General features: G+C 65.6%; 13 protein-coding genes. 7 read left to right on the top strand and 6 right to left on the bottom strand.

Annotation, left to right across the window (positions count from 1 at the left end; translation table 11 throughout):
• The first annotated feature begins 188 nt into the window (after positions 1 to 188).
• Positions 189 to 1,493: an ABC transporter substrate-binding protein gene (locus tag ACLBWJ_RS12745; protein WP_274178691.1), complete on the top strand. Its 1,305-nt coding sequence runs from the start codon at positions 189 to 191 to the stop codon at positions 1,491 to 1,493.
• 138 nt (positions 1,494 to 1,631) lie between these two features.
• Positions 1,632 to 5,945: a galactose-binding domain-containing protein gene (locus ACLBWJ_RS12740; protein ID WP_447660441.1), complete on the top strand. Its 4,314-nt coding sequence runs from the start codon at positions 1,632 to 1,634 to the stop codon at positions 5,943 to 5,945.
• A 145-nt stretch (positions 5,946 to 6,090) separates the two neighbouring features.
• On the opposite strand, the gene ACLBWJ_RS12735 is transcribed toward ACLBWJ_RS12740, so the two are convergent.
• From ACLBWJ_RS12735 to ACLBWJ_RS12725, 3 genes are read right to left on the bottom strand one after another with little or no spacing between them, the layout of a single operon-like run.
• On the bottom strand, positions 6,091 to 7,179 hold the full coding sequence (locus ACLBWJ_RS12735) for a glycoside hydrolase family 130 protein (RefSeq protein ID WP_274178689.1): 1,089 nt from the start codon (positions 7,177 to 7,179) through the stop codon (positions 6,091 to 6,093).
• A 32-nt stretch (positions 7,180 to 7,211) separates the two neighbouring features.
• Entirely contained in the window at positions 7,212 to 8,105 is an 894-nt protein-coding gene (locus ACLBWJ_RS12730) for a carbohydrate ABC transporter permease (protein WP_274178688.1), read from the bottom strand.
• Entirely contained in the window at positions 8,105 to 9,064 is a 960-nt protein-coding gene (locus tag ACLBWJ_RS12725; RefSeq protein ID WP_274178687.1) for a carbohydrate ABC transporter permease, read from the bottom strand. Before ACLBWJ_RS12725 ends, ACLBWJ_RS12730 begins: the two co-directional genes overlap by 1 nt.
• A 196-nt stretch (positions 9,065 to 9,260) precedes the next feature.
• Here ACLBWJ_RS12725 and ACLBWJ_RS12720 point away from each other — a divergent pair, with 196 nt between their 5' ends.
• On the top strand, positions 9,261 to 10,358 hold the full coding sequence (locus tag ACLBWJ_RS12720; RefSeq protein WP_447660440.1) for a LacI family DNA-binding transcriptional regulator: 1,098 nt from the start codon (positions 9,261 to 9,263) through the stop codon (positions 10,356 to 10,358).
• Positions 10,359 to 11,072: 714 nt separating this feature from the next.
• Here ACLBWJ_RS12720 and ACLBWJ_RS12715 read toward each other — a convergent pair.
• A complete protein-coding gene (locus ACLBWJ_RS12715; RefSeq protein WP_447660439.1) occupies positions 11,073 to 12,236 on the bottom strand; it encodes an AAA family ATPase in 1,164 nt (387 codons plus the stop codon).
• Positions 12,209 to 13,414 (bottom strand): AAA family ATPase, encoded by a 1,206-nt coding sequence (locus ACLBWJ_RS12710; RefSeq protein ID WP_447660438.1) that lies wholly within the window; start codon positions 13,412 to 13,414, stop codon positions 12,209 to 12,211. The genes ACLBWJ_RS12715 and ACLBWJ_RS12710 overlap by 28 nt, the downstream gene beginning before the upstream one ends.
• A 303-nt stretch (positions 13,415 to 13,717) precedes the next feature.
• Between ACLBWJ_RS12710 and ACLBWJ_RS12705 the strand changes: the two genes are divergently transcribed.
• From ACLBWJ_RS12705 to ACLBWJ_RS12690, 4 genes are all read left to right on the top strand, one after another.
• Positions 13,718 to 14,284, top strand: coding sequence for a DUF6932 family protein (locus ACLBWJ_RS12705; protein WP_447660437.1), 567 nt, complete (start codon positions 13,718 to 13,720; stop codon positions 14,282 to 14,284).
• An 80-nt stretch (positions 14,285 to 14,364) separates the two neighbouring features.
• A complete protein-coding gene (locus ACLBWJ_RS12700) occupies positions 14,365 to 15,177 on the top strand; it encodes a hypothetical protein (protein WP_447660436.1) in 813 nt (270 codons plus the stop codon).
• Positions 15,178 to 15,684: 507 nt separating this feature from the next.
• A complete protein-coding gene (locus tag ACLBWJ_RS12695; protein WP_447660435.1) occupies positions 15,685 to 16,380 on the top strand; it encodes an SLATT domain-containing protein in 696 nt (231 codons plus the stop codon).
• A complete protein-coding gene (locus tag ACLBWJ_RS12690; protein WP_447660434.1) occupies positions 16,373 to 17,752 on the top strand; it encodes a reverse transcriptase domain-containing protein in 1,380 nt (459 codons plus the stop codon). The genes ACLBWJ_RS12695 and ACLBWJ_RS12690 overlap by 8 nt, the downstream gene beginning before the upstream one ends.
• A 38-nt stretch (positions 17,753 to 17,790) precedes the next feature.
• On the opposite strand, the gene ACLBWJ_RS12685 is transcribed toward ACLBWJ_RS12690, so the two are convergent.
• Positions 17,791 to 18,015, bottom strand: coding sequence for a hypothetical protein (locus ACLBWJ_RS12685; protein ID WP_447660433.1), 225 nt, complete (start codon positions 18,013 to 18,015; stop codon positions 17,791 to 17,793).
• Positions 18,016 to 18,407 lie beyond the last annotated feature (392 nt).

The following is an 18,407-nucleotide window of genomic DNA, read 5'->3' as shown; positions in this document are numbered from 1 at the left end:
CCGGTTTACTAGAGGTGCAGCATCCGACGCCACAACGAACGCGGCCCGCACGCGTGAATCATGGCAGGACGCGACTTCGAACTCGTTCCGGCGAGCAGAAGTCGTCGCCGATGACCGCATCGGGAGCCGCATCACAGTGAAGTTCCGTCGCTGACGCGGGCAGCGCCATACGAAGGAGTTAGCGCGCAATGAAGCGTTCCGTTGTCTCGGCCGCCGCACTCGTCGCCGTCGCCCTGCCGCTCACCGCCTGCGCAGGTGGCGGAACCGGTCCCGGCTCAGGCTCTGAGCTGACCGAAGGCCCGATCAAGATCTGGTACTCGACCAACGAGCAGGAGATCGCGTGGGCTGAGGCCGTCGTCGACGCGTGGAACGCCGAGAACCCCGACGCGCAGGTGACCGCCGAGGCCATCCCCTCGGGCAAGTCTTCCGAAGACGCGATCGCGGCCGCCATCACCGCGGGTAACACGCCGTGCCTCGTCTACAACACGGCGCCTGCTGCGGTACCCGCGTTCCAGAAGCAGGGCGGTCTGGTCAACATCTCGAAGACGTTCGACGACGGTGAGTCATTCATCACCGAGCGTTCGGGCGATGCCGCAGACGGATTCCGTTCGCCCGACGGTGACCTGTACCAGGTGCCCTGGAAGGCGAATCCGTTCATGCTCTACTACAACAAGACGGCCTTCGCCCAGGCCGGATTGGACGCCGAGAACCCGAGCCTGTCGACGTACGACGACGTGCTGGCCGCCGCGGCGGCGATCAAGACCGCGGGTTCGGCGGACTTCGCGCTGTACCCGCCGGCATCCGGTGATTACACGAACGCCCTGTTCGACTTCTACCCCTTCTTCCTGGCCAACTCGGGCGGTGAGCAGCTCGTGGCTGACGGGGCCGCGACGTTCACGAGCCCGGAGGGACTCGAGACGCTCGAGTTCTGGAAAACGCTCTACGCCGAGGGCTACTCGTCGGCCGAGGCCTACTCCGGCGACGCCTGGGCCGGCCCGTTCGCCGACGGCGTCGCGGCGATGGGTATCGCGGGGCCCTGGGGCGCCGCGCAGTTCGAGGGCAAGGTCGAGTTCGGAGTGGTGCCGCTGCCCACGGCCGACGGCATTCCGCTCGCGGAGACGTACACATTCGGCGACTCGAAGAACGTGGGCATCTACTCCTCGTGCGAGAACAAGCAGACCGCGTGGGACTTCACCCAGTTCTCGATGAACGCAGACAACGACCTGGCGCTGCTCGAGACGACGGGGCAGTTCCCGATCCGCACCGACCTGACCGAGGTCGCCGCCGACTATCTCGCCGGTGACCCGCTGCTCGCCACCTTCGCCGAAGAGGTGCCGCTGACGGTCGACGTGCCGAACATCGCGAACGCGTCGGAGATCTGGCAGACCTTCCGCGATGCCTGGGGCGCAGCGGTGCAGACCGGCAGCGCCGATCTCGACGAGACCATGCAGAGCGCAGCCGACACGATCGACCAGCTCGCCTCGCAGGGCTGATTCCCAGGCCGGGCGGAGGGTGTCCTCCGTCCGGCCTTTCCGTTCCGTCGACAGTGTTCATGCCGTCCTGCATCATCCCCATCTCCGCAGTGCTGCGTACCGACGCTCCGCTGCGCCCGTCAGGCCGAAGGAGCCGTCTTGAGATCTCTTACCGCGCTCGCCGCGACCATCACCGCCCTGGTGCTCGGCGTCGGCGCCCTCATCGCTCCGCCGGCGGCTGCTGCCACCCCCGACGACGACGTCGACACGATCGTCAGCCGCCTGCAGGACTACTACCTGGGGCAGGGCGATGACATCATCATCGCCAACGGCATCTACCTCGCGCGCGCGTCGGAGGCCCAGGAGTACGCCGCCTCGCAGAACGAGGACGGCTCGTGGGCAGACGTGAACTACGCCGACCGCACGAGCTCCGCGAACGGCTCGACGTGGTCCGCCTACATCGCCCTGTACCGCATGCTCGCGATGGCGCAGGCCTACCGGTCGCCCGACGCCCCCGGGTTCGAGGACCCTGAACTGATAGCAGCTCTCGATCGCGCCCTCGTGCACTGGGATCGGGTCGACCCCGGCAACCAGAACTGGTGGGAGACCGAGATCGGCGAGTCGATGGTGATGGGCCGCATAGCAGTCTTCGTGGGCGATGAGCTGTCGGGCGAGGCGTTCGACGCGGCGCAGGAGCACAACACCGGCAAGCTCGACCCCGTCGGCGCTAACGGTGCGTGGCGCACGACCAACTACCTCTTCGAGGCGGTGTCGACCCGCAACTTCGAGGACATCACCGCCGGCTTCGCCACGATGGTCGAGACGGTCGAAGTCGACGAGTCCGGTGACGTCAACGAAGCGGTGCAGCCCGATGCGAGCTTCTGGGCCCACGAGGCCCAGCTGTACAGCGAGGGCTACGGCATGGCCCTCTTCACCAACGTCGCGATATGGGCGGATGCTGCACGCGGGACGAGCCTCGGCTTCACCCGGGAGCAGCTCGACACGATCGCGTTCTACATCATCAACGGCACTCGATGGATGATCCGCGGCGAGGTCGGGATGCTGTATCTCGGCTACCGTCCGCCCAAGACGGTCGACGGTGTCACCGGTTACGCTGCCGAGTTCCTCGAGCCGCTCGATCAGATGGTGCGCACCGACGCTCTGTACGCCACCGCGTACCGCGATCTCGCGGCCAACATCCGCGGGGAGGCGGCCGGGAACGGAGTAACCGGAAACAAGTATTTCTGGCGCTCGGAGTTCTCCTCGCACCTGCGCGATGACTACGGCATCTTCACCCGCCTGAACTCCAGCCGCACCGTCGGAGCCGAGTACCGGTCGACGTTCCGCCCCGCAGTCGGCAACGAGGTGTACTGGAACTCCGCCGGCGCGACCGCGATCCAGGTGTCCGGTCGCGAGTACCTCGAGCTCGGGCCCGCCTTCGACTGGTTCCATTACCCGGGAGTGACCGCTCCCTACGTCAAGGAACAGACGCGCGGCACGAACGGGCGCGTCGGCAACGGCGGCAGCTTCACCGGCGGTGTCTCCGACGGCACGTACGGTGCGAGCGTGTACACGCTCGATCGTTCGTCGTCGAAGGCGAGTAAGAGCTATTACTACTTCGACGACGAGATGGTTGCTCTCGGCACCGGCATCCGGTCGACGTCGGACGGCGCCGTGCACACGGTTGTGAACCAGGCGTCCGCGAAGCCGAACGCCTCGGTGGGTGGCGAGACGATCGAGGCCGGCACGGCGGACCAGCCGCTCGACGGCGCCCGCTGGGCCTACAACGACCAGGTCGGCTACGTCGTGCCGGACGACGGCTCGCTGCGTGTCTCGCGCCAGCTGCAGAGCGGCAGCTGGGTGGGTGAAGACGTCGTCGAGCGAGACGCATTCACGCTCTACTTCGATCACGGCGTACGGCCGACGGATGCGAGCTACGAGTACACGGTCCTGCCGGCGGCCGGCCCCGGCGAGGTCGCCGCGTATGCCGCCGCCCCCGCAGTCGAAACGCTGCGCAATGACGCGTCGGTGCAGGCGGTGCGCCACGCAGGGCTCGAGCGCACGATGGCCACGTTCTACGAAGCCGGTGACCTCGATCTCGGCGACGGGCGCGTGCTGCGCGTCGACCAGCCCGCGATCGTCATCCTCGACGAGTCGGGCGAGTCTCCGGTCGTCAGCCTCGCAAACCCTGATAAGCCGGCGCTCCTGGTGCGGGTAGACCTCATCGGGGCGGAGAAGAGCCAGCGCGGCACGTTTGCGCTCGGTTCGGGCGCCTATCTGGGACAGACGGTGACCGCGCCGCTGACCGATTCCGAGGGCGGCGCTGCGTCGCCATTCTCCGCCAGCAGCACGGCGGCCGGGTCCGACGCCGCGTTCGCGGGCGATGGTGACGCCGGCACCGCGTGGCGATCGAGCGAGGCCGGTGTGCAGTGGCTCACCGCCGATGTCGGCGTCGGGTCGTTCGTCACAGGGGCCACGATCGAGTGGGAGGATGCCGCGGCCGAGCGCTACCTGCTGCAGACATCTCTCGACGGCCGCACCTGGGTCGATCAGCGGGTCGTGCAGGACGGCGACGGTGGTACGGATTCGGTCGAGTTCGCGCCGCAGGCGGCCACCTACGTGCGCCTGCTGATGCTCGAAAGCGTCGGCGACGGGTCGTACGGAGTCGCGGAGTTCGAGGTCAGCTCGACGCGCAACATCGCCCTCGGCCGGTCGGTGACCGCGTCGGGAGGCAGCGCGATCGGCAGCATCACCGACGGCAACATGGCCACCCGGTGGAGCTCGAACCTGTCGGACACCGCATGGACGCAGGTCGACCTGGGGTCGGTGCAGCCGATCGGCGCGGTGCGGCTCTGGTGGGAAGCGTCGTACGCGACCCGCTACCGCATCCAGGTCTCCGATGACGCCGCGTCGTGGCGTGATGTCTACACCACCCCGGAAGCCGGCAGCGACGGGGGCGTCGACGTGCTCGAGATCGACGCAGACGCCCGGTACGTCCGGATGCAGGCGTCGGCACGCAGTGCCTCGCAATACGGCGTTTCGCTGTGGGAGTTCGAGGTGTTCCCCGATGACCTGATCGTCTCGGCGAACGCAGCGCCCGCGGGGCGCGAGAATCTCGCCCTCGGCAAGGACACGACAGCCGACTCGCAGTTCAGCGATGCGCTCGCCGCTCAGTACGCGACCGACGGCAACACGACGACCCGGTGGGCGTCGCAGCGACAGAACGCGCCGTATACGACTCCGCGCTGGCTGCAGGTCGACCTGGGTGCTGAGCGCACGGTCAACCAGGCGGTCATCACGTGGGAGGCGGCGACGTCTAACGACTACCGTGTGCAGGGATCGATCGACGGCGCGACGTGGAGCGAGCTCGCGCGGGTGCAGAAGACATCGGCCGAGCTGCGCAACGTCGTCGATTTCGCCGACACCGAAGTGCGCTACGTGCGCGTCGAGGGGCTGCCCGTCACTCGTTACGGCATGTCGATCTTCGAGCTCGAGCTGTACGGCGGGTACAACTTCGCGTCGCTGTCCGAGTCGGTGACCGCCGAGGCGGACAGCACCGCGGTGGTCGCGGCATCCATCACCCCGCTCGACGACGACGACACGTTCTCGGCGTACCCGCTCGACGCTGCGGTCGCGACCGTCGACGGCGACGCCCGCGTGACGGCCGACGGCCGGATCGAGTTCGACCTGGCAACGGGCCGGTCGGGGTCGACGCCGGTGCTGCTGCTGCACGCCAACGGCGACGAGCCGGTCTGGTCGAGCGTGAGCATCGCCATCTCGACCGCGGAGCTTCAGACGCTGGTCGAGCGGGCGAACGCGCTCGACAGCACGCAGTACACCGCCGAGAGCTGGCAATCGCTGCTTCCGGCCCTCGAGGCCGCGAAGGCGGTGCTGCGGGCGCCCGCGGGCATCTCGCAGCAGACGGCGGATGCTCGGGCCGCGGCGCTCCGTGCGGCGATCGATGGGCTGCTCGTCCATGAAGCACCCGCGACCCCGACGCTGTCGGTGTCGGGCGAGGTGGGGGCCGGGTCGCCGATCAGCGTCGTCGGCACCGGGTTCGAAGGCGGCGCCGAGTACATGGTGCAGCTACGTTCGACGCCTGTCGACCTGGGGGCAGTCATCGCGGATGCCGACGGGGCGTTCGAGCTGAGGGCGACGGTGCCTGCCGATGTCGCACCGGGGGAGCACACGCTCGTCGCGATGCAGGGCGAGACGGATGTCGCGTCGCTGGTGGTCACGGTCGCCGCTGCGCCCTCGGATGGCGGCACGGGCGGTGGCTCGGACGGCGGCGCAGGCGGCGGTTCGGGTGGCGACCCCGCCGGCCCGCCGTCCGCCGGGGACCCCGACCGCGACGGTGAGCTGTCGGCTACGGGCGGGCAGATCGCGGGCGTCATGTGGGCGATCGGCATCGCCGGGGCGCTGCTGGTAGCGGGAGCCGCCGCGGTGCGCGGCGCTCGTCGAAACCGCGCCTGAACCCGGAGCGACAGTGCGGCCGGAGCCCTGCGGGGTACCGGCCGCACTCGTCTGTGCGACCCGCAGGTGCCCGAGTGCGCACACGACGGAACCCCCTCCCGATGGAAGGGGGTTCCGTCGTGCGCGGCTCGGTTCGCGGTGCGGATCAGTCGGTCGTGCGCCGCAGCTCTGCGACGCCGATCGACGAGTCGGCCATGCCGTAGAACACGAAGTCGCGCCCGCCGATGGTCTCGATGGCCGTCGGGAAGACGACGTTGCCGAGCGTGCCCGACACCTCTTCTGCGACCTCGGGCGCGAGCAGCGGCTCGGACGAGCGCGCGATGATCCGGCGTGGGTCCGCCGCGTCGAGGATGATGGCGCCCGCGGCGTACTTCGAGCCGTGTGCGAGCTCGAACCCCTTCGGCTGCGCGCCCGAGACGCCGTGGTGCAGCAGCAGCCAGCCTTCGGGAACGCGGAGCGGGGAGGGGCCGGCGCCGATCTTCGCGCTCTCGTACCACGCCTTTGGCGCGACGATCATCTCGGACTTCTCGATGTGCGTGAGCGCCGACAGGTCGCGTGTCGCAGCCTCGAGGTCGATGTACCCGATCCAGATCGAGGGGCGGTCGTCGTCGATGCCCGCCGGAGGGCGCGCTCCTTCGCCGTCGCGCAACCAATCGAGGTCCCACATGGGGCGGTGCAGCACCGCGAGGCTCGGGCGGCCATCGGGGCCCGGAACGGCGTCCGGGAAGAACACGATGTCTTTATTGGGAAACAGGTTCAGGTCTGAGTCGAGTTCGGGCTGGTACGCGAATCGCACGGGTCCGAGTCGACGCCACGTGACGGTGTCGGTCGACACGGCCATGGCCGACTTCGGACCGAGCGGGCCGTAGGCGACGTAGGTCATCACGTGCAGACCGAGCGGCTCCACGAACGTGATGCGCGGGTCCTCGACGCCGGCGTTGCTCGCGCCGTACTCCCATCCCTCGTCGGGCGAGAGCACGACGCCGAGGCGCTCGACCGCGACCGGCTCGCCGTCGTCGACGACGACGCGGGCGCGCGCGATGCGCGACACGTTGCCCTCGGCGACGATGCGCGGGTAGAGGTACAGCTCTCCATCGGGGCCCCAGGCGGTGCCGGGGTTGAGCACGCCTTCGACTTCGAACGGATCGTTCACGTCGGAGGTCATGATCGTGCCGATCCGGCGCAGCGCGTACGGCACGTCGGTCATCGATTCCACGGGGGAATGAGTGGTCATCGTGTGTCTTTCATTCGGAGGGACGGGCTGCGTCAGCCCTTGACGGCGGACCCGAGGTTCGCCGAGGTGAAATGGCGCTGGAAGAGCAGGAACAGCACGACGACCGGCACGGCCAGTACGCAGGCTCCGGCGAGTACGGCACCCATCGGGTTGGCGAGGAAGGTGCCGTTGGACTGCGAGAAGTTGGCCAGGCTCACGGCGAGGGTCTGCAGGTCGGCGTTCTTGGTGACCAGGAAGGGCCACAGGAACTCGTTCCACGGCCCGATGAAGGTCACGAGCATGGCGGTCAGCACTGCGGGGCGCACGAGGGGCACCGCGATCGAGCGCAGGATGCGCATCTCGCTCGCCCCGTCGATGCGAGCGGCGTCGAAGATCTCTTTCGGGATCTGCAGGAAATACTGGCGGAAGATCAGAACCGCGACCGAGTTGATCGCGAACGGCAAGATCATGCCGATGTAGTTGTCGGCGAGGTTGAAGTAGCGCACGACCATGACGTAAAGCGGGATCATCAGCAGCTGGAAAGGGATCGCCTGCACCAGCAGCACGAGGGCGAACACGAGGCCTTGACCGCGGAACTGGAGGATCGACAGCGCATAGCCGACGAGCAGGCCGAACACGAGGGTGCAGCCGACGACACCGGCCGTCATGATCAGCGAGTTGCCGAGCGAGCGCAGCAGATTGATCGACTCGTTGACCTCGGTGAAGTTGTCGAGCGTCAGGTTGCCCGGAAGCGGGAGCAGGCCGAACAGGCTGGTGTCGCGTTCGCGCTGCAGCGCCCCGATGACCATGTAGTAGAAGGGGACGAGCGCGGCGAGGGCGCCGACGCCGAGCGCGCCGAAGCGGAGCGCGGCGAGGACACGCGTACCGCCGGGCTTTCCGGCGCGCGTCCTTCGTGCGTCTGTGGGAAGGGAAGCCTCGGTGGTCATCAGTTCTTCCTCTCCGTCAGGCGTCGCGACACGAGCGACACGAGCATCACGGCCACGACGAGGATCATGCCGATCGCGGCGGCGATGTCGGGCTGCCCCTGCTGGATGCCCTTCTGGTACATGAGCAGAGCCGGTGTCAGCGAGGCGCCGTTGGGCCCACCGCCGGTGAGCAGGTACGGCTCGGTGAAGATCTGGCCGGTCGTGATGATCGACAGCAGAATGACCAGTGACGTCACCGGAGCCACTCCCGGCAGGGTGACCGAGCGGAAGCGCTGCCAGCGGCCGGCACCGTCGAGCTGCGCGGCCTCGTACTGCTCTTCGGGCACGTTCTGCAGTGCGGCCAGATAGAGCAGGATGTAGAAGCCGAGGTTCTTCCACGTCACGTACACCGCGATCAGCGGCATGATGATCGTCGGATTCGCGAGCCATGTCGGGTCGGGAGAGAGGCTGCCGAGTAGCGCGTTCACGACGCCGTTGCCGTTGAACAAGAAGATCCACACCGCGATCGTCGCGACCGACGCGGTGACGTAGGGGATGTAGTAGGCGACGCGGAAGAAACCCTTCCAGTGCACGACGGCGTTGAGGCCGCTCGAGAGCAGCAGACCGAGCACGACCGTCAGCGGCACGTTGATGACGAGGAAGATCAGCAGGTTCAGGAACGCTTGCCGCACCTGGCTGTCGGCGAGCACCGTGGCGAAGTTGTCGAATCCGACGAACGGATGCGGGACCGCGACGCCGGGGGCGGTGAAGAAGAACTCGTGGAACGACATCCAGATGCCGAAACAGAACGGCACGAGGAAGACGACGACGACGAAGGCGACATAGGGGCTGCTCAACAGCAGGCCGATCGGATTCTCGCCGAGCCAGCGATGCACTCGTCGCTTCCGTCGCGGTGTTGCGGTCGTCCGGGGCGAGACGACGCCGGTCGGATCGGAGACCCTGTCTGCTACGCGCGTCATCGCGGCACTCCTCATTCTCGAGTCGCGTGCGCCGTCGGTATTGGGTGGACGGCAGGCATCCCGACGATGGTAGTAAACCGGTTTGTCTCCCGTAGGTCAACTCCCGGGCGCGAACGCGTCGCCGCCGCACCAGAACGCGGATCAACGCGGTCGATCCGTACTAAAAGAGCGCTAAAACGCGCGCTATGATGGAGCGATGACCACGCCCCCGCCAGGCCCGGCTGCTTCGCAGAGCCCCGAGGGTCGGCCCCGCCCCTCCCGCGGCGAGCATCGGGAGCGCAAGGTGACCATCGGCGACGTCGCCGCGCGCGCGGGCGTATCGAAGAGCGCCGTGTCGTTCGTCTTCAATGGACGCGGCGGTGTGGGCGACGCCGCTCGTCAGCGCATCCTGCAGGCTGCGGCCGATCTCGACTGGCGCCCTGATTCGCGTGCGCGTGCCCTCTCGCGCAGCCGTGCGCAGGCTCTGGGCTACGTCGTGCGTCGCGAGCCCGAGCTGTTCAGCACCGACCCCTTCTTTCCGCAGTTCATCGCTGGCGTCGAGAGCGGCCTGTCGGGCATCGGCTATGCGCTCATGCTCCAGGTGGTCGAGAGCGAAGATGCCGAGCACGCGGCGTATGTCAGCTTCGCGCGCGAGTCGCGGGTGGATGGCGTCTTCCTCGGCGACCTGCGTATGGACGACACCCGTCCCGATGAGTTGACGCGCCTCGGCATGCCGTTCGTCATGGTCGGGCCAGCTGGTCCCGCGAGTGGCGACATAGCGCCCATCGGCTTGGACGACGCCGCTGGCGTGCGGCGCGCCGTGCGCCACCTGAGTGCCCTCGGGCACCGACGGATCGCGCATGTCGGCGGCCCGGACCGCTACATCCACTCCCACGTCCGCCGGCAGGCCTGGGAGCAGGAGATGGCGCACCTGGGGCTGCCCCCCGGGCCTGCTGTCAGCGCCGATTTCACCGGTGCGGCGGGGGCCTCGGCGACCCACGAGCTACTTGATCTGTCGGATCCTCCGACGGCGATCGTCTACGCCAACGACCTGATGGCCATCGCCGGGATGTCGGCCGCCATCGACCGCGGGCTGACCGTGCCTGGTGACTTGTCGATCGTCGGGTTCGACGACATCCCGCTCGCGCCGTACATGGTGCCGCCGCTCACGACGGTGCGTCAAGATGTGATCGCCTGGGGCAGAGCATGTGCGCAGGCGCTTGTCGCGCAGGTTGAAGGCAACGAACCTGAGGCTGTCCAGCTGCCCTCGGTGGAGTTCGTGGTCCGCGGAAGCACGGCGCGAGTGCCGCGCTGACCGCGTTCTCGGTGTATTGGTAGGGGTCTCCATGTCCGCAGACCGGCACGCCGCGGGGATGTCGTCCGATGACGGGGAAAGAACAGAGGTGGGCCCCGTGGGGCTCGAACTCGGCCGACGGGTCGTCGGTCGGGCCGTATTCGATCAGGATCGTTGATTTTCCGGGCTTCGGGGCATCGGCTCAATCCGCGGGAGAGGCGAGAATCAGCACGAGTGTTGCCATATTGTTGCCACGCGGCGTCGTCGGAGGACCTGGCTCGCGGAGCTGAGGGCCAGCCCCGTTAGAGGTCCCCTTTGCGGGCGGTGCGCTTCAGGGGTCCCAAGTGAGAGGTTGGCCGCGTGCTGGCACTAGCCTCGATGGCCCCTGCAGCGGCCCGCGAATCAGGGCGGCACCAGATATGACCACGAAGCCGATGAGAATTGGCGTCCTATGGCTGACGGCGAGCCGCCTCGGCGGCAACCGGCTGCTCAGGTTGCGATGTACGCCGCGCGCGCTGCCCTCGCCTTCTCCCAGTCCTCTTGCACTTCGCTCGCCGTTGGCTTCGTGCTCATGTACTCGGCAGCGTGAGAGTGCCCGGTCATTCGCTCGCAAGCTCGATCGAAGAGCGGTTCAATCACAGCGATTGCAGCATCGAGCCGAGCACTATCGATTTTCGAAAGACGGGTCATCATGATGTTCTTGCGATATCGCTGTGTGACGTTCTGCAGGAGTTCCTACTCAACGAATGCTTCGCACCAGGCGCGGATGAGGTCGTAGGTCTCTTTGATGAGTGCATCCTGAAGTACCGGCTCAGCACTCGTTATGTCCTGGAGTTTGACGTTGATTCGCTTGGCTAGATCTGCTGGCGTATCGAGCCTCGGTTCGACGTCCGCGGCCAGGATTCCCTTGGTCTCCCCACCGTCGCGGACCTCATAGATCTTCGTCCGAAGCTTCTTGTTCTGCCTGGTCGCCATCAGGGCGGACGCGAACATGATGTTGTGGGTCAAGACAACAACCTGATGCGTCTCGGCAAGATTCTGGATCCGCGCAGCAACGTCGTCCAGTCGGCGGTAGTCAAGACTTGTCACCGGGTCATCGAAGATGAGAGGCGCTCTGGTCTCGCGCATCCGACTCTCGGCGAGAAAATCGGCGAGTGCCAAGACCTTCTGCTCGCCTTCCGAGAGCACCGCAGACGGCTTGTAGGAGGCGACTGCCTTCTTGCGTTGCGCCTGTCCGCTGCGTCCCTGAAATCGAAGTGCAACTGGAGGCGCTCGGAGGCGAGAGCACTCCTCGGCGAACAGCGTCTCGAAGTTCTTGTTCACGAGGTCCTCGCTGGCGAGCTTGGACTGCACCGTCAGTTGCTTCGCAGGGCCGTTCGAAACGACGCGAGATAGCTTCTCAAGTTGTTGTGCCCGTCTAGCGCGTCGTACGTACTCGCGGGCGGCCGCGATGTTCCGGTTCAGCTCAATGCGCGCAGCGAGTTCCGAAAGCTCTTTCTGCTTGCCGGTGAGCGCGGTTGCCGCATTTTCCTTGTCGTCCGCCACCTGCTGTACCGCTGCTCGTGCAGAAACGAGTTCCGCTCCGACTTTGGAGGTCACTGTCTCCAGGCTCTCTCGGAATGCGCCTGCGGTCAGGGGCTTCCCATTCGCCGTGTCCTGCGAGGCGGCCCTGGCTGCCGCGAGCACATCGCATGCTTGACTCGCCCATTCCGGTGCGTCTTCACCATCTCGCTGCTCACTGGCATATTCGTTTGCGCGGGCTAGCTCGGCTTCGTCGAAGCTGAGGCTGGAGTTGCGTACCTCGGCGTTTGCATCCTCTAAGTGACGGATAAGCGTCTCATCCAGGAAAGTGCGATAGCGAGACAGCAGATTCAAGGCCGTCGGGTTGAGCTCCTGCATGCAGTAGAGACACTTGTCCTGGATAGTCGGATAGTGCTCGCGGTCAAGGTGTCGGCGGTAGGAGTCGCCGGCAACGATGAACTCTTGCCATTCCCCATCTGCGGTCCGGGCAGCTCGTCCTGACTGAAGAGTTGCTCTCGCGCTTCTGCCCTTCGACCCAGCGCTTCCTGTAGCTTCACCCGGGCCGTCTCGTAGGCGACGGCATCGAAGTTCATAGCCGTCGCGAGCACGCCGTTTAGGCGACTAAGTTGGCGAAACCTCTCCTGCGTAGTGGAGATGATCGCGTCGAGTGAGTTGGAGCGCAAGGCCCCGATTTCGCCTTCGAGGCGCTCGCGGTCGGCCTCGGCACTGTCGGGCAGCGTCCCCAGCGCGTCAAGCTCTGCGAGGTCTGTAGTCGCGCCCAAGGTCTCGATCACCGGATACACCTTTGTGCCTCGCGTGAACCTGGGCAGTAGCGGGTTGCTCCCCGGAGCCAAGGCCCTAACCTCTGCTGCGATCCGTTGCTGAACGCCTTGCAGCGCGCTAGCGACATGGCCGAAAAGAGCCAGCTCGGCTGGCGTATAGACGTAGCCCAGATCGCTATCAACGTGTAGCGAGACTGCACTCGCATCGAAGACGCTGATGCGGGTGAATGGTGCAAGGCCGGATTCGTTCTTCCATACCACCGAGGAGTCCAGGTCAGACAATCGGTACTGGATGGTGGCTCCGGGCGACGGTGGGGTGGCGAAGTGGGCGGTGTGCGCGTTTGGCAGGATGTCTTCAGCTGTCCGAACAGCCGAGATGCGCTTCAGTATTCGCGCGTAACCAGTCTTCCCCGATCCGTTCTGCCCGAAGAGCACGGTCAGGTTCGGGTCGAACTCAAGTTCTTGGTCCGCAGCGAGTGCGTTGACGCTTTGTATCCCCGTCAAGCTGACGAGTTCAAGAGCCTCCTCCTCCGCAACATCCGCCGTATCGAGTTCAAGCTTCGGGATCTCGGGCGCTTCGCCATCGCCGAGACCCTTCTCAGCGAGAAATGTGCCGTACGCGGCGTCCAGCAGGGCATCGCTCGGGGCCTGGCGAGAGAAAATGGTCTCCGCAGTTACCTGACGCACCCATGCGTCCTGCCCGTTTGCCCATTCCACCAGCAAACGTCGAGGCGTCGTATCGCCCAAGTTGACTGAAACCTCTTCAGCGGCCATGCCTATCTCCGTTCTGGCGAACGGCGTCAGTAGCTACGTGTCGCCGACCCATCTTGAGCTGCCTAGGTGCCGTCCATCATGCCCGATCGGTCGGGCTCGGGTTGGAGGACATAGCGGCCACAGCCTCCGGGGCCATCTCGACGCCTTATGTCTCAACTCGACGGAGACCGGAGGCCGCGAACCAGAAGTTGACGACGACAACGGAGCTACCCAAACTGAACGGCGGTGAGGTCTGTCGTGACAAAGCGTTGTTGCTCCCGTCGCAGACTTGCTCAAAGCTCCCGACTCGGGCGTACACAGCCGATGAAGCGGGGTTGCCCCGGAGGCATCTGCAATACTCGGCACGTGGGGGAGTCACCTGATTGGGCAACGATGCTCGACGGGGGAACTGGGTGGTTGTTGCCCGGTTGTCATCCGGTCGAGATGGAAGACATCTACACGGAGTTCGTCGCCGACACGCACGAGTGGGATCGACGCACGACGTGGATGGCGTTGGAGCAGCTGCTGAAGCATGCCAAGGAGCTGTTCGCGAGCGGCAGGCTTCTGATTGGCGGCACGTTCGTCTCTCGGCAGCCTGGGCCGTGCGAAGCTCCGGAGGTCGCGATCGTGCCGGACGAGCCGAGCGTGATGGAGCAGTGGACCGACGCCGAGGAGGCACGCTTCCAGTTCTGCACTTCCCTTCATGACGTGATCGTTGGCTCGTTAGGCCCGGACTACTTCGATGTCCTGCATCCGTTCGCCGGCAGGATCGAGTCGTTCTTCGTCATCCCCGAGGACGTCGACCAGGTCACGATGTGGATGGGTGCAGCTACTCTGCACACAGGCGAGGACAGGCCCGGTCATCGAGGAGTGGTGGAGGTGGCGTGGTGATCCGTGACGAGATCGACGCGCTGCTCGCCGGCATCACTTCGCAGAGCCGCGTCGACAAGTATCGGAGGAACTCTCTCCGAGTGCTCCGCGAGCGCTTCTCGCCACCGTCCGCGCAGCTTCGAGTCGACATCCAAGGGCAGGTGACGTCGACGGTGGTGGCGAACCTCACGGCGGCGCTCCAGCGGGCGACCGCCCTGTCGGCGAAGGCAATCCTGGATCCGAAGAACCATGCCATCACCGTACAAGCTGGGCTCGTCGATCGCGCTCCTTTGCTGCCCGTCGCGCACTCGCGCGGCACCCTCTACTTCGAGTTCCCAGAGACCGGAGTCGATACTGAGTCCCTCGAGCGCACGCCCACCGCTCACCTGGCGGAGAACGCCGTGCTCGAGCTTCTCGGGGTGCTGCCAGGGGATGCCGAGGACGAAGCGGCCCTCCGAGCGCTTCCGCAACGTCGACCTCAGTACAGATCTGCCGTGAAGGCGCTGGCGGCCGCTCTCGGTTCCGAGACGTCGATGTCGCTCTCGCTGACACAGACGGGATCGACCGAGCATGAGGAGTCGGTGCTCACTGCTGAGCAGGCGCGCGAGGTGCCGGAGGTGCTATCCGGCTCGGTAGAGAAGCGGGACATTCTCACGATCTACGGGACTGTGGATGGCATGCGCACCCGTCGTCGGCTGTTCTACATCGAGGAGCGCGACTCCGGCGATGAGTACTCTGGCGTCATCGACGACGACGCGCAGCTGCAGGACGTGGTGGCGCTGGTGAGCGAGCCGGTCGTGGCGCGCATCAGTCGGATGGTCCAGATCCGCACCGATGGATCGCGATCGCACCCGAGCTACTCACTGCTGTCTGTTTCCCGCGACGCCACGCTGGCAGACCCGCCCAGCGAGTAGCACCGATCAATCCATTGGTCGGTGATCACGCCGTGACAACAATTGGCTGAAATCGGTAGGTGGGACCTTTCGGCGGAGTCGATGACGAAACTCGACGATGAGTACGCAACGAAGTGGACGCTGCGAACAGACCTCGCAATCCTTGCCAAGATGCTCATCGCCATCTGCCAGTCGGGTCACTGACGCGACCAGTCACGCGACCATCGCCAGCGCTGTGTTACCGCTCAGCACGACGGACCGTGCCGGGACGCGGTTGCGGGCGCCCCGAACGGCTTCAGGCGGCGCAGTCAGACCGTGCAGGTCGGCAACTTTGCCAGCACGCCCATGCAAGGACCGTCGACCCGTCTCCGCGCTCGCCGGGCGCGCTCTCCACGGAACGGCGTGAGGTGGTACTTTCAGCCGGGGGTCCGGTCGTCGTTCCCTCATTGAGGTGGGGGCAATGTATCCAAGCGCACTATGTGCGGCTGTCTTCGGGCGGCGAAGCTTCAATGTAAGCAGTGATGATCTGTGAGTGGTCGCTCTGACGGCTCGTCTCACAACGGCTCTGACCGGGACGACCGGGCCCCTCGCGAGACCTGTAATGCCAGCGAGGACGCCCTCGACATACTTGCTCGCCGGACTTACCAGACCTACCTCATACGACTGAGGACTGCGAATCGGACACGGCTACGGGGGCAGCTGTGGAACATTCCCCTCGTCACATCAGCTGTCGTTACGCTCATCGTGGCTGTAGTTTCGCTGAGTAGCCCAGGGGTCTACAACGACCGCACGGAAGTGCTACTTGTGGCGCTGTCCGTCCTGACGTTGGTCGCCTCGATCATCGTCCCGAGCGCGAACTACGCAGTGAACGCGGAGCGCCTATTCAGCGCCTACAGGGGCCTCCAGCGACTGTCCGTGGATCTAGAGCGTGAGAGCATGCGGCGGCGGATGTCATGGACGCGTAATCGGCTCGCAGCGCGTGCCTCGCACGAGTATCAAGAAATTCTGGACCGGACACAGAACCATTCTGGGGCCGACTACTGGAGCGTCGTTCGCGCTCAGAACGCCCGAGAGCGAGCGAGCGGCGGTCCGTCTGTCACGGTTCCGTTCAGTGGCCGCGCGCAATTGATCGCGAGCTGGTCCCTAACGGCATTACCCGTGGCGCTGGCGGTCGCGCTTCTTCCGCTTCTTTATCCCGCCATTTCATGGATGCTCGGTGGTTGACGCACTCGCAAAGCTCGCGTTCGATCTGTCTACGCAGGAATCGGAGCTTGCCAAGCTAATCGCCCGCCTCGGTCGTGTGTCGACCGCGAGGGGCCGCGATGGCCAGCTTCCAGAGGCTTACTTGAAGTCCGTCGATGAGGCAGATGTACTCACGCTTCGTGACAAGCTCCGGGCCGGAGATTGGTCGTTCATTGCGTATCGCGAGCGATTGATGCCCAAGTCGTTTGAAGTTCCGCCGCGACGAATCTCGATTGCTGCCGCAAGGGACCGTGTGCCCCTCCAGGTGATGAACAACGCTCTCATGTTCAGCGCGCCGCACGCGCGGCGGAAGTCGCCGCACCGGGTGATGCGGAGTTTCGTGGAGACTGCGCAGAGCGCTGGATTCGATCATGTCGTCCGCCTCGACATCAGAAACTTCTACCCAAGCGTTCAGCACGCGGCCATCGAGGAGGAGCTGAACAAGCACGTCTCGCTAGACGCCGTGAAGCGAATCGTCCTCCAGGCGCTACGAACGCCGACGCTCGCTGACCACGCGCCCGCGAGCCGGGAGTCTGGCACCCGCGGCATTCCGCAGGGACTTGCGATATCTAACTCGCTGGCTGAGTTGGTCATGCGCGACTTCGACGCGGAATGGCGCGAGGACGATGCGGTTCGGTACTTCAGATACGCGGACGACATGCTCTTCCTCACGCGACGTGATAGGCACCAGCAGATTTACCGCGAGGTACGAAGGCACCTCGCGTCGAGAGGGATCGAACCGCATCCGTACACGGCAACTAGCAAGAGTCAATGGGGGCGGCTGAGCGACGGAGTCGAGTTCCTGGGCTACCGCGTTTCCCCTTCCGAGGTGAGCGTGAGGTCGTTAGGTGTTCATCGACTAAAGCGTTCAATAGCGCTGTCTTTCGCGCATTATGCGGCTGAACGTGCGTCGCCCGATATGCAAGTACAGCTTCTCGCGTCCGCGCGTCTCACGTGGTTCCTCAACCTTCGAATCACAGGTTGCATTCTCGATAAAGAAAGTCGCGGATGGGTCCAGTACTACGCGCTGCTGACCGACATCGGCCTGCTGAAAGACCTCGATCACTTCGTGCAGGCACTCGCCCGCGCTTACGACGTAAGCGATTGGCTTGGGCAAAGGTCATTCATACGGACCTACCGCAAGTGGGCGAGACGCTCGGTCGACACCACTGGTTACATCCCCAACTTTGATGAGTACACAGACAGTGACAAGCGCGCCGTGCTGTCAAATGTGTTCGGCGTCGCAGAGCAACGCATGGATGCCAATGGGCCTGTATGGGTAGAGCGAGAGTTTGCTCGTCGCACCCGTCTCCATGTTCTCAGCATGGAACGCGATCTCACGCCGAACTATTGATCGGTGTGTGACGCGACTCGTTTCAAGGCTCAGAGGCATCAGAACGCCCGCCCCTCCAGCAAGTCAGCGACATCGGCCAGGGGCATCCCGGCACCGTTGCTGAATGCGAGTGCTGCCCCCAACTCCCCTCGTGGGTCGGTACCCTTCCCGGCGTTGTCGGGCGTCACGAGCGCGTAGAGGTCGTCGTCGAGCTCCTTGATGATGACCTGTCCGCGATCCGCGGCGAGGCGCTGCAGGTGGGCAAGGTTGGGTTCGGCAGTCATGCCCGACAACGTACCGCGCGGGGCCAGGGGAGGCGCCTAGCGTGACGCGCACGGACCTGCCCCCAGGTGTCGAGCTAATCGAGCCGGCGCCGCGCGCTCGGCGCAAGCGGACGCCGCCTGGGTGGGCCGCGAAGCTCGGCGGGCGCCGCATCGGGCGTATCGAAACGCACCAGCTCCACCGCGCTCGCAACTTCTCTGTTTCGCTCCCGGCATCCCACGGCGGGCGGGCGACCCTCCGAAGCAGTCGCGCGCGTCTCAGCGGTCGGCGCCGTCGTCGGCCAATGCCGCTCGCATCAGCCGGGCCGCGCGAGCTGCCTGTGCGAGAGCATGGCGTGGCCAGCTCAGAAAGCGCTCGCGGGGCGTCCCTCTCCACGCGCGAGCGGGACGGTGCG

This window comes from Microbacterium sp. M4A5_1d, from assembly GCF_053345465.1.
Note: the sequence above shows the minus strand (reverse complement) of the source record. Positions and strands in the feature narration are given on the sequence as shown.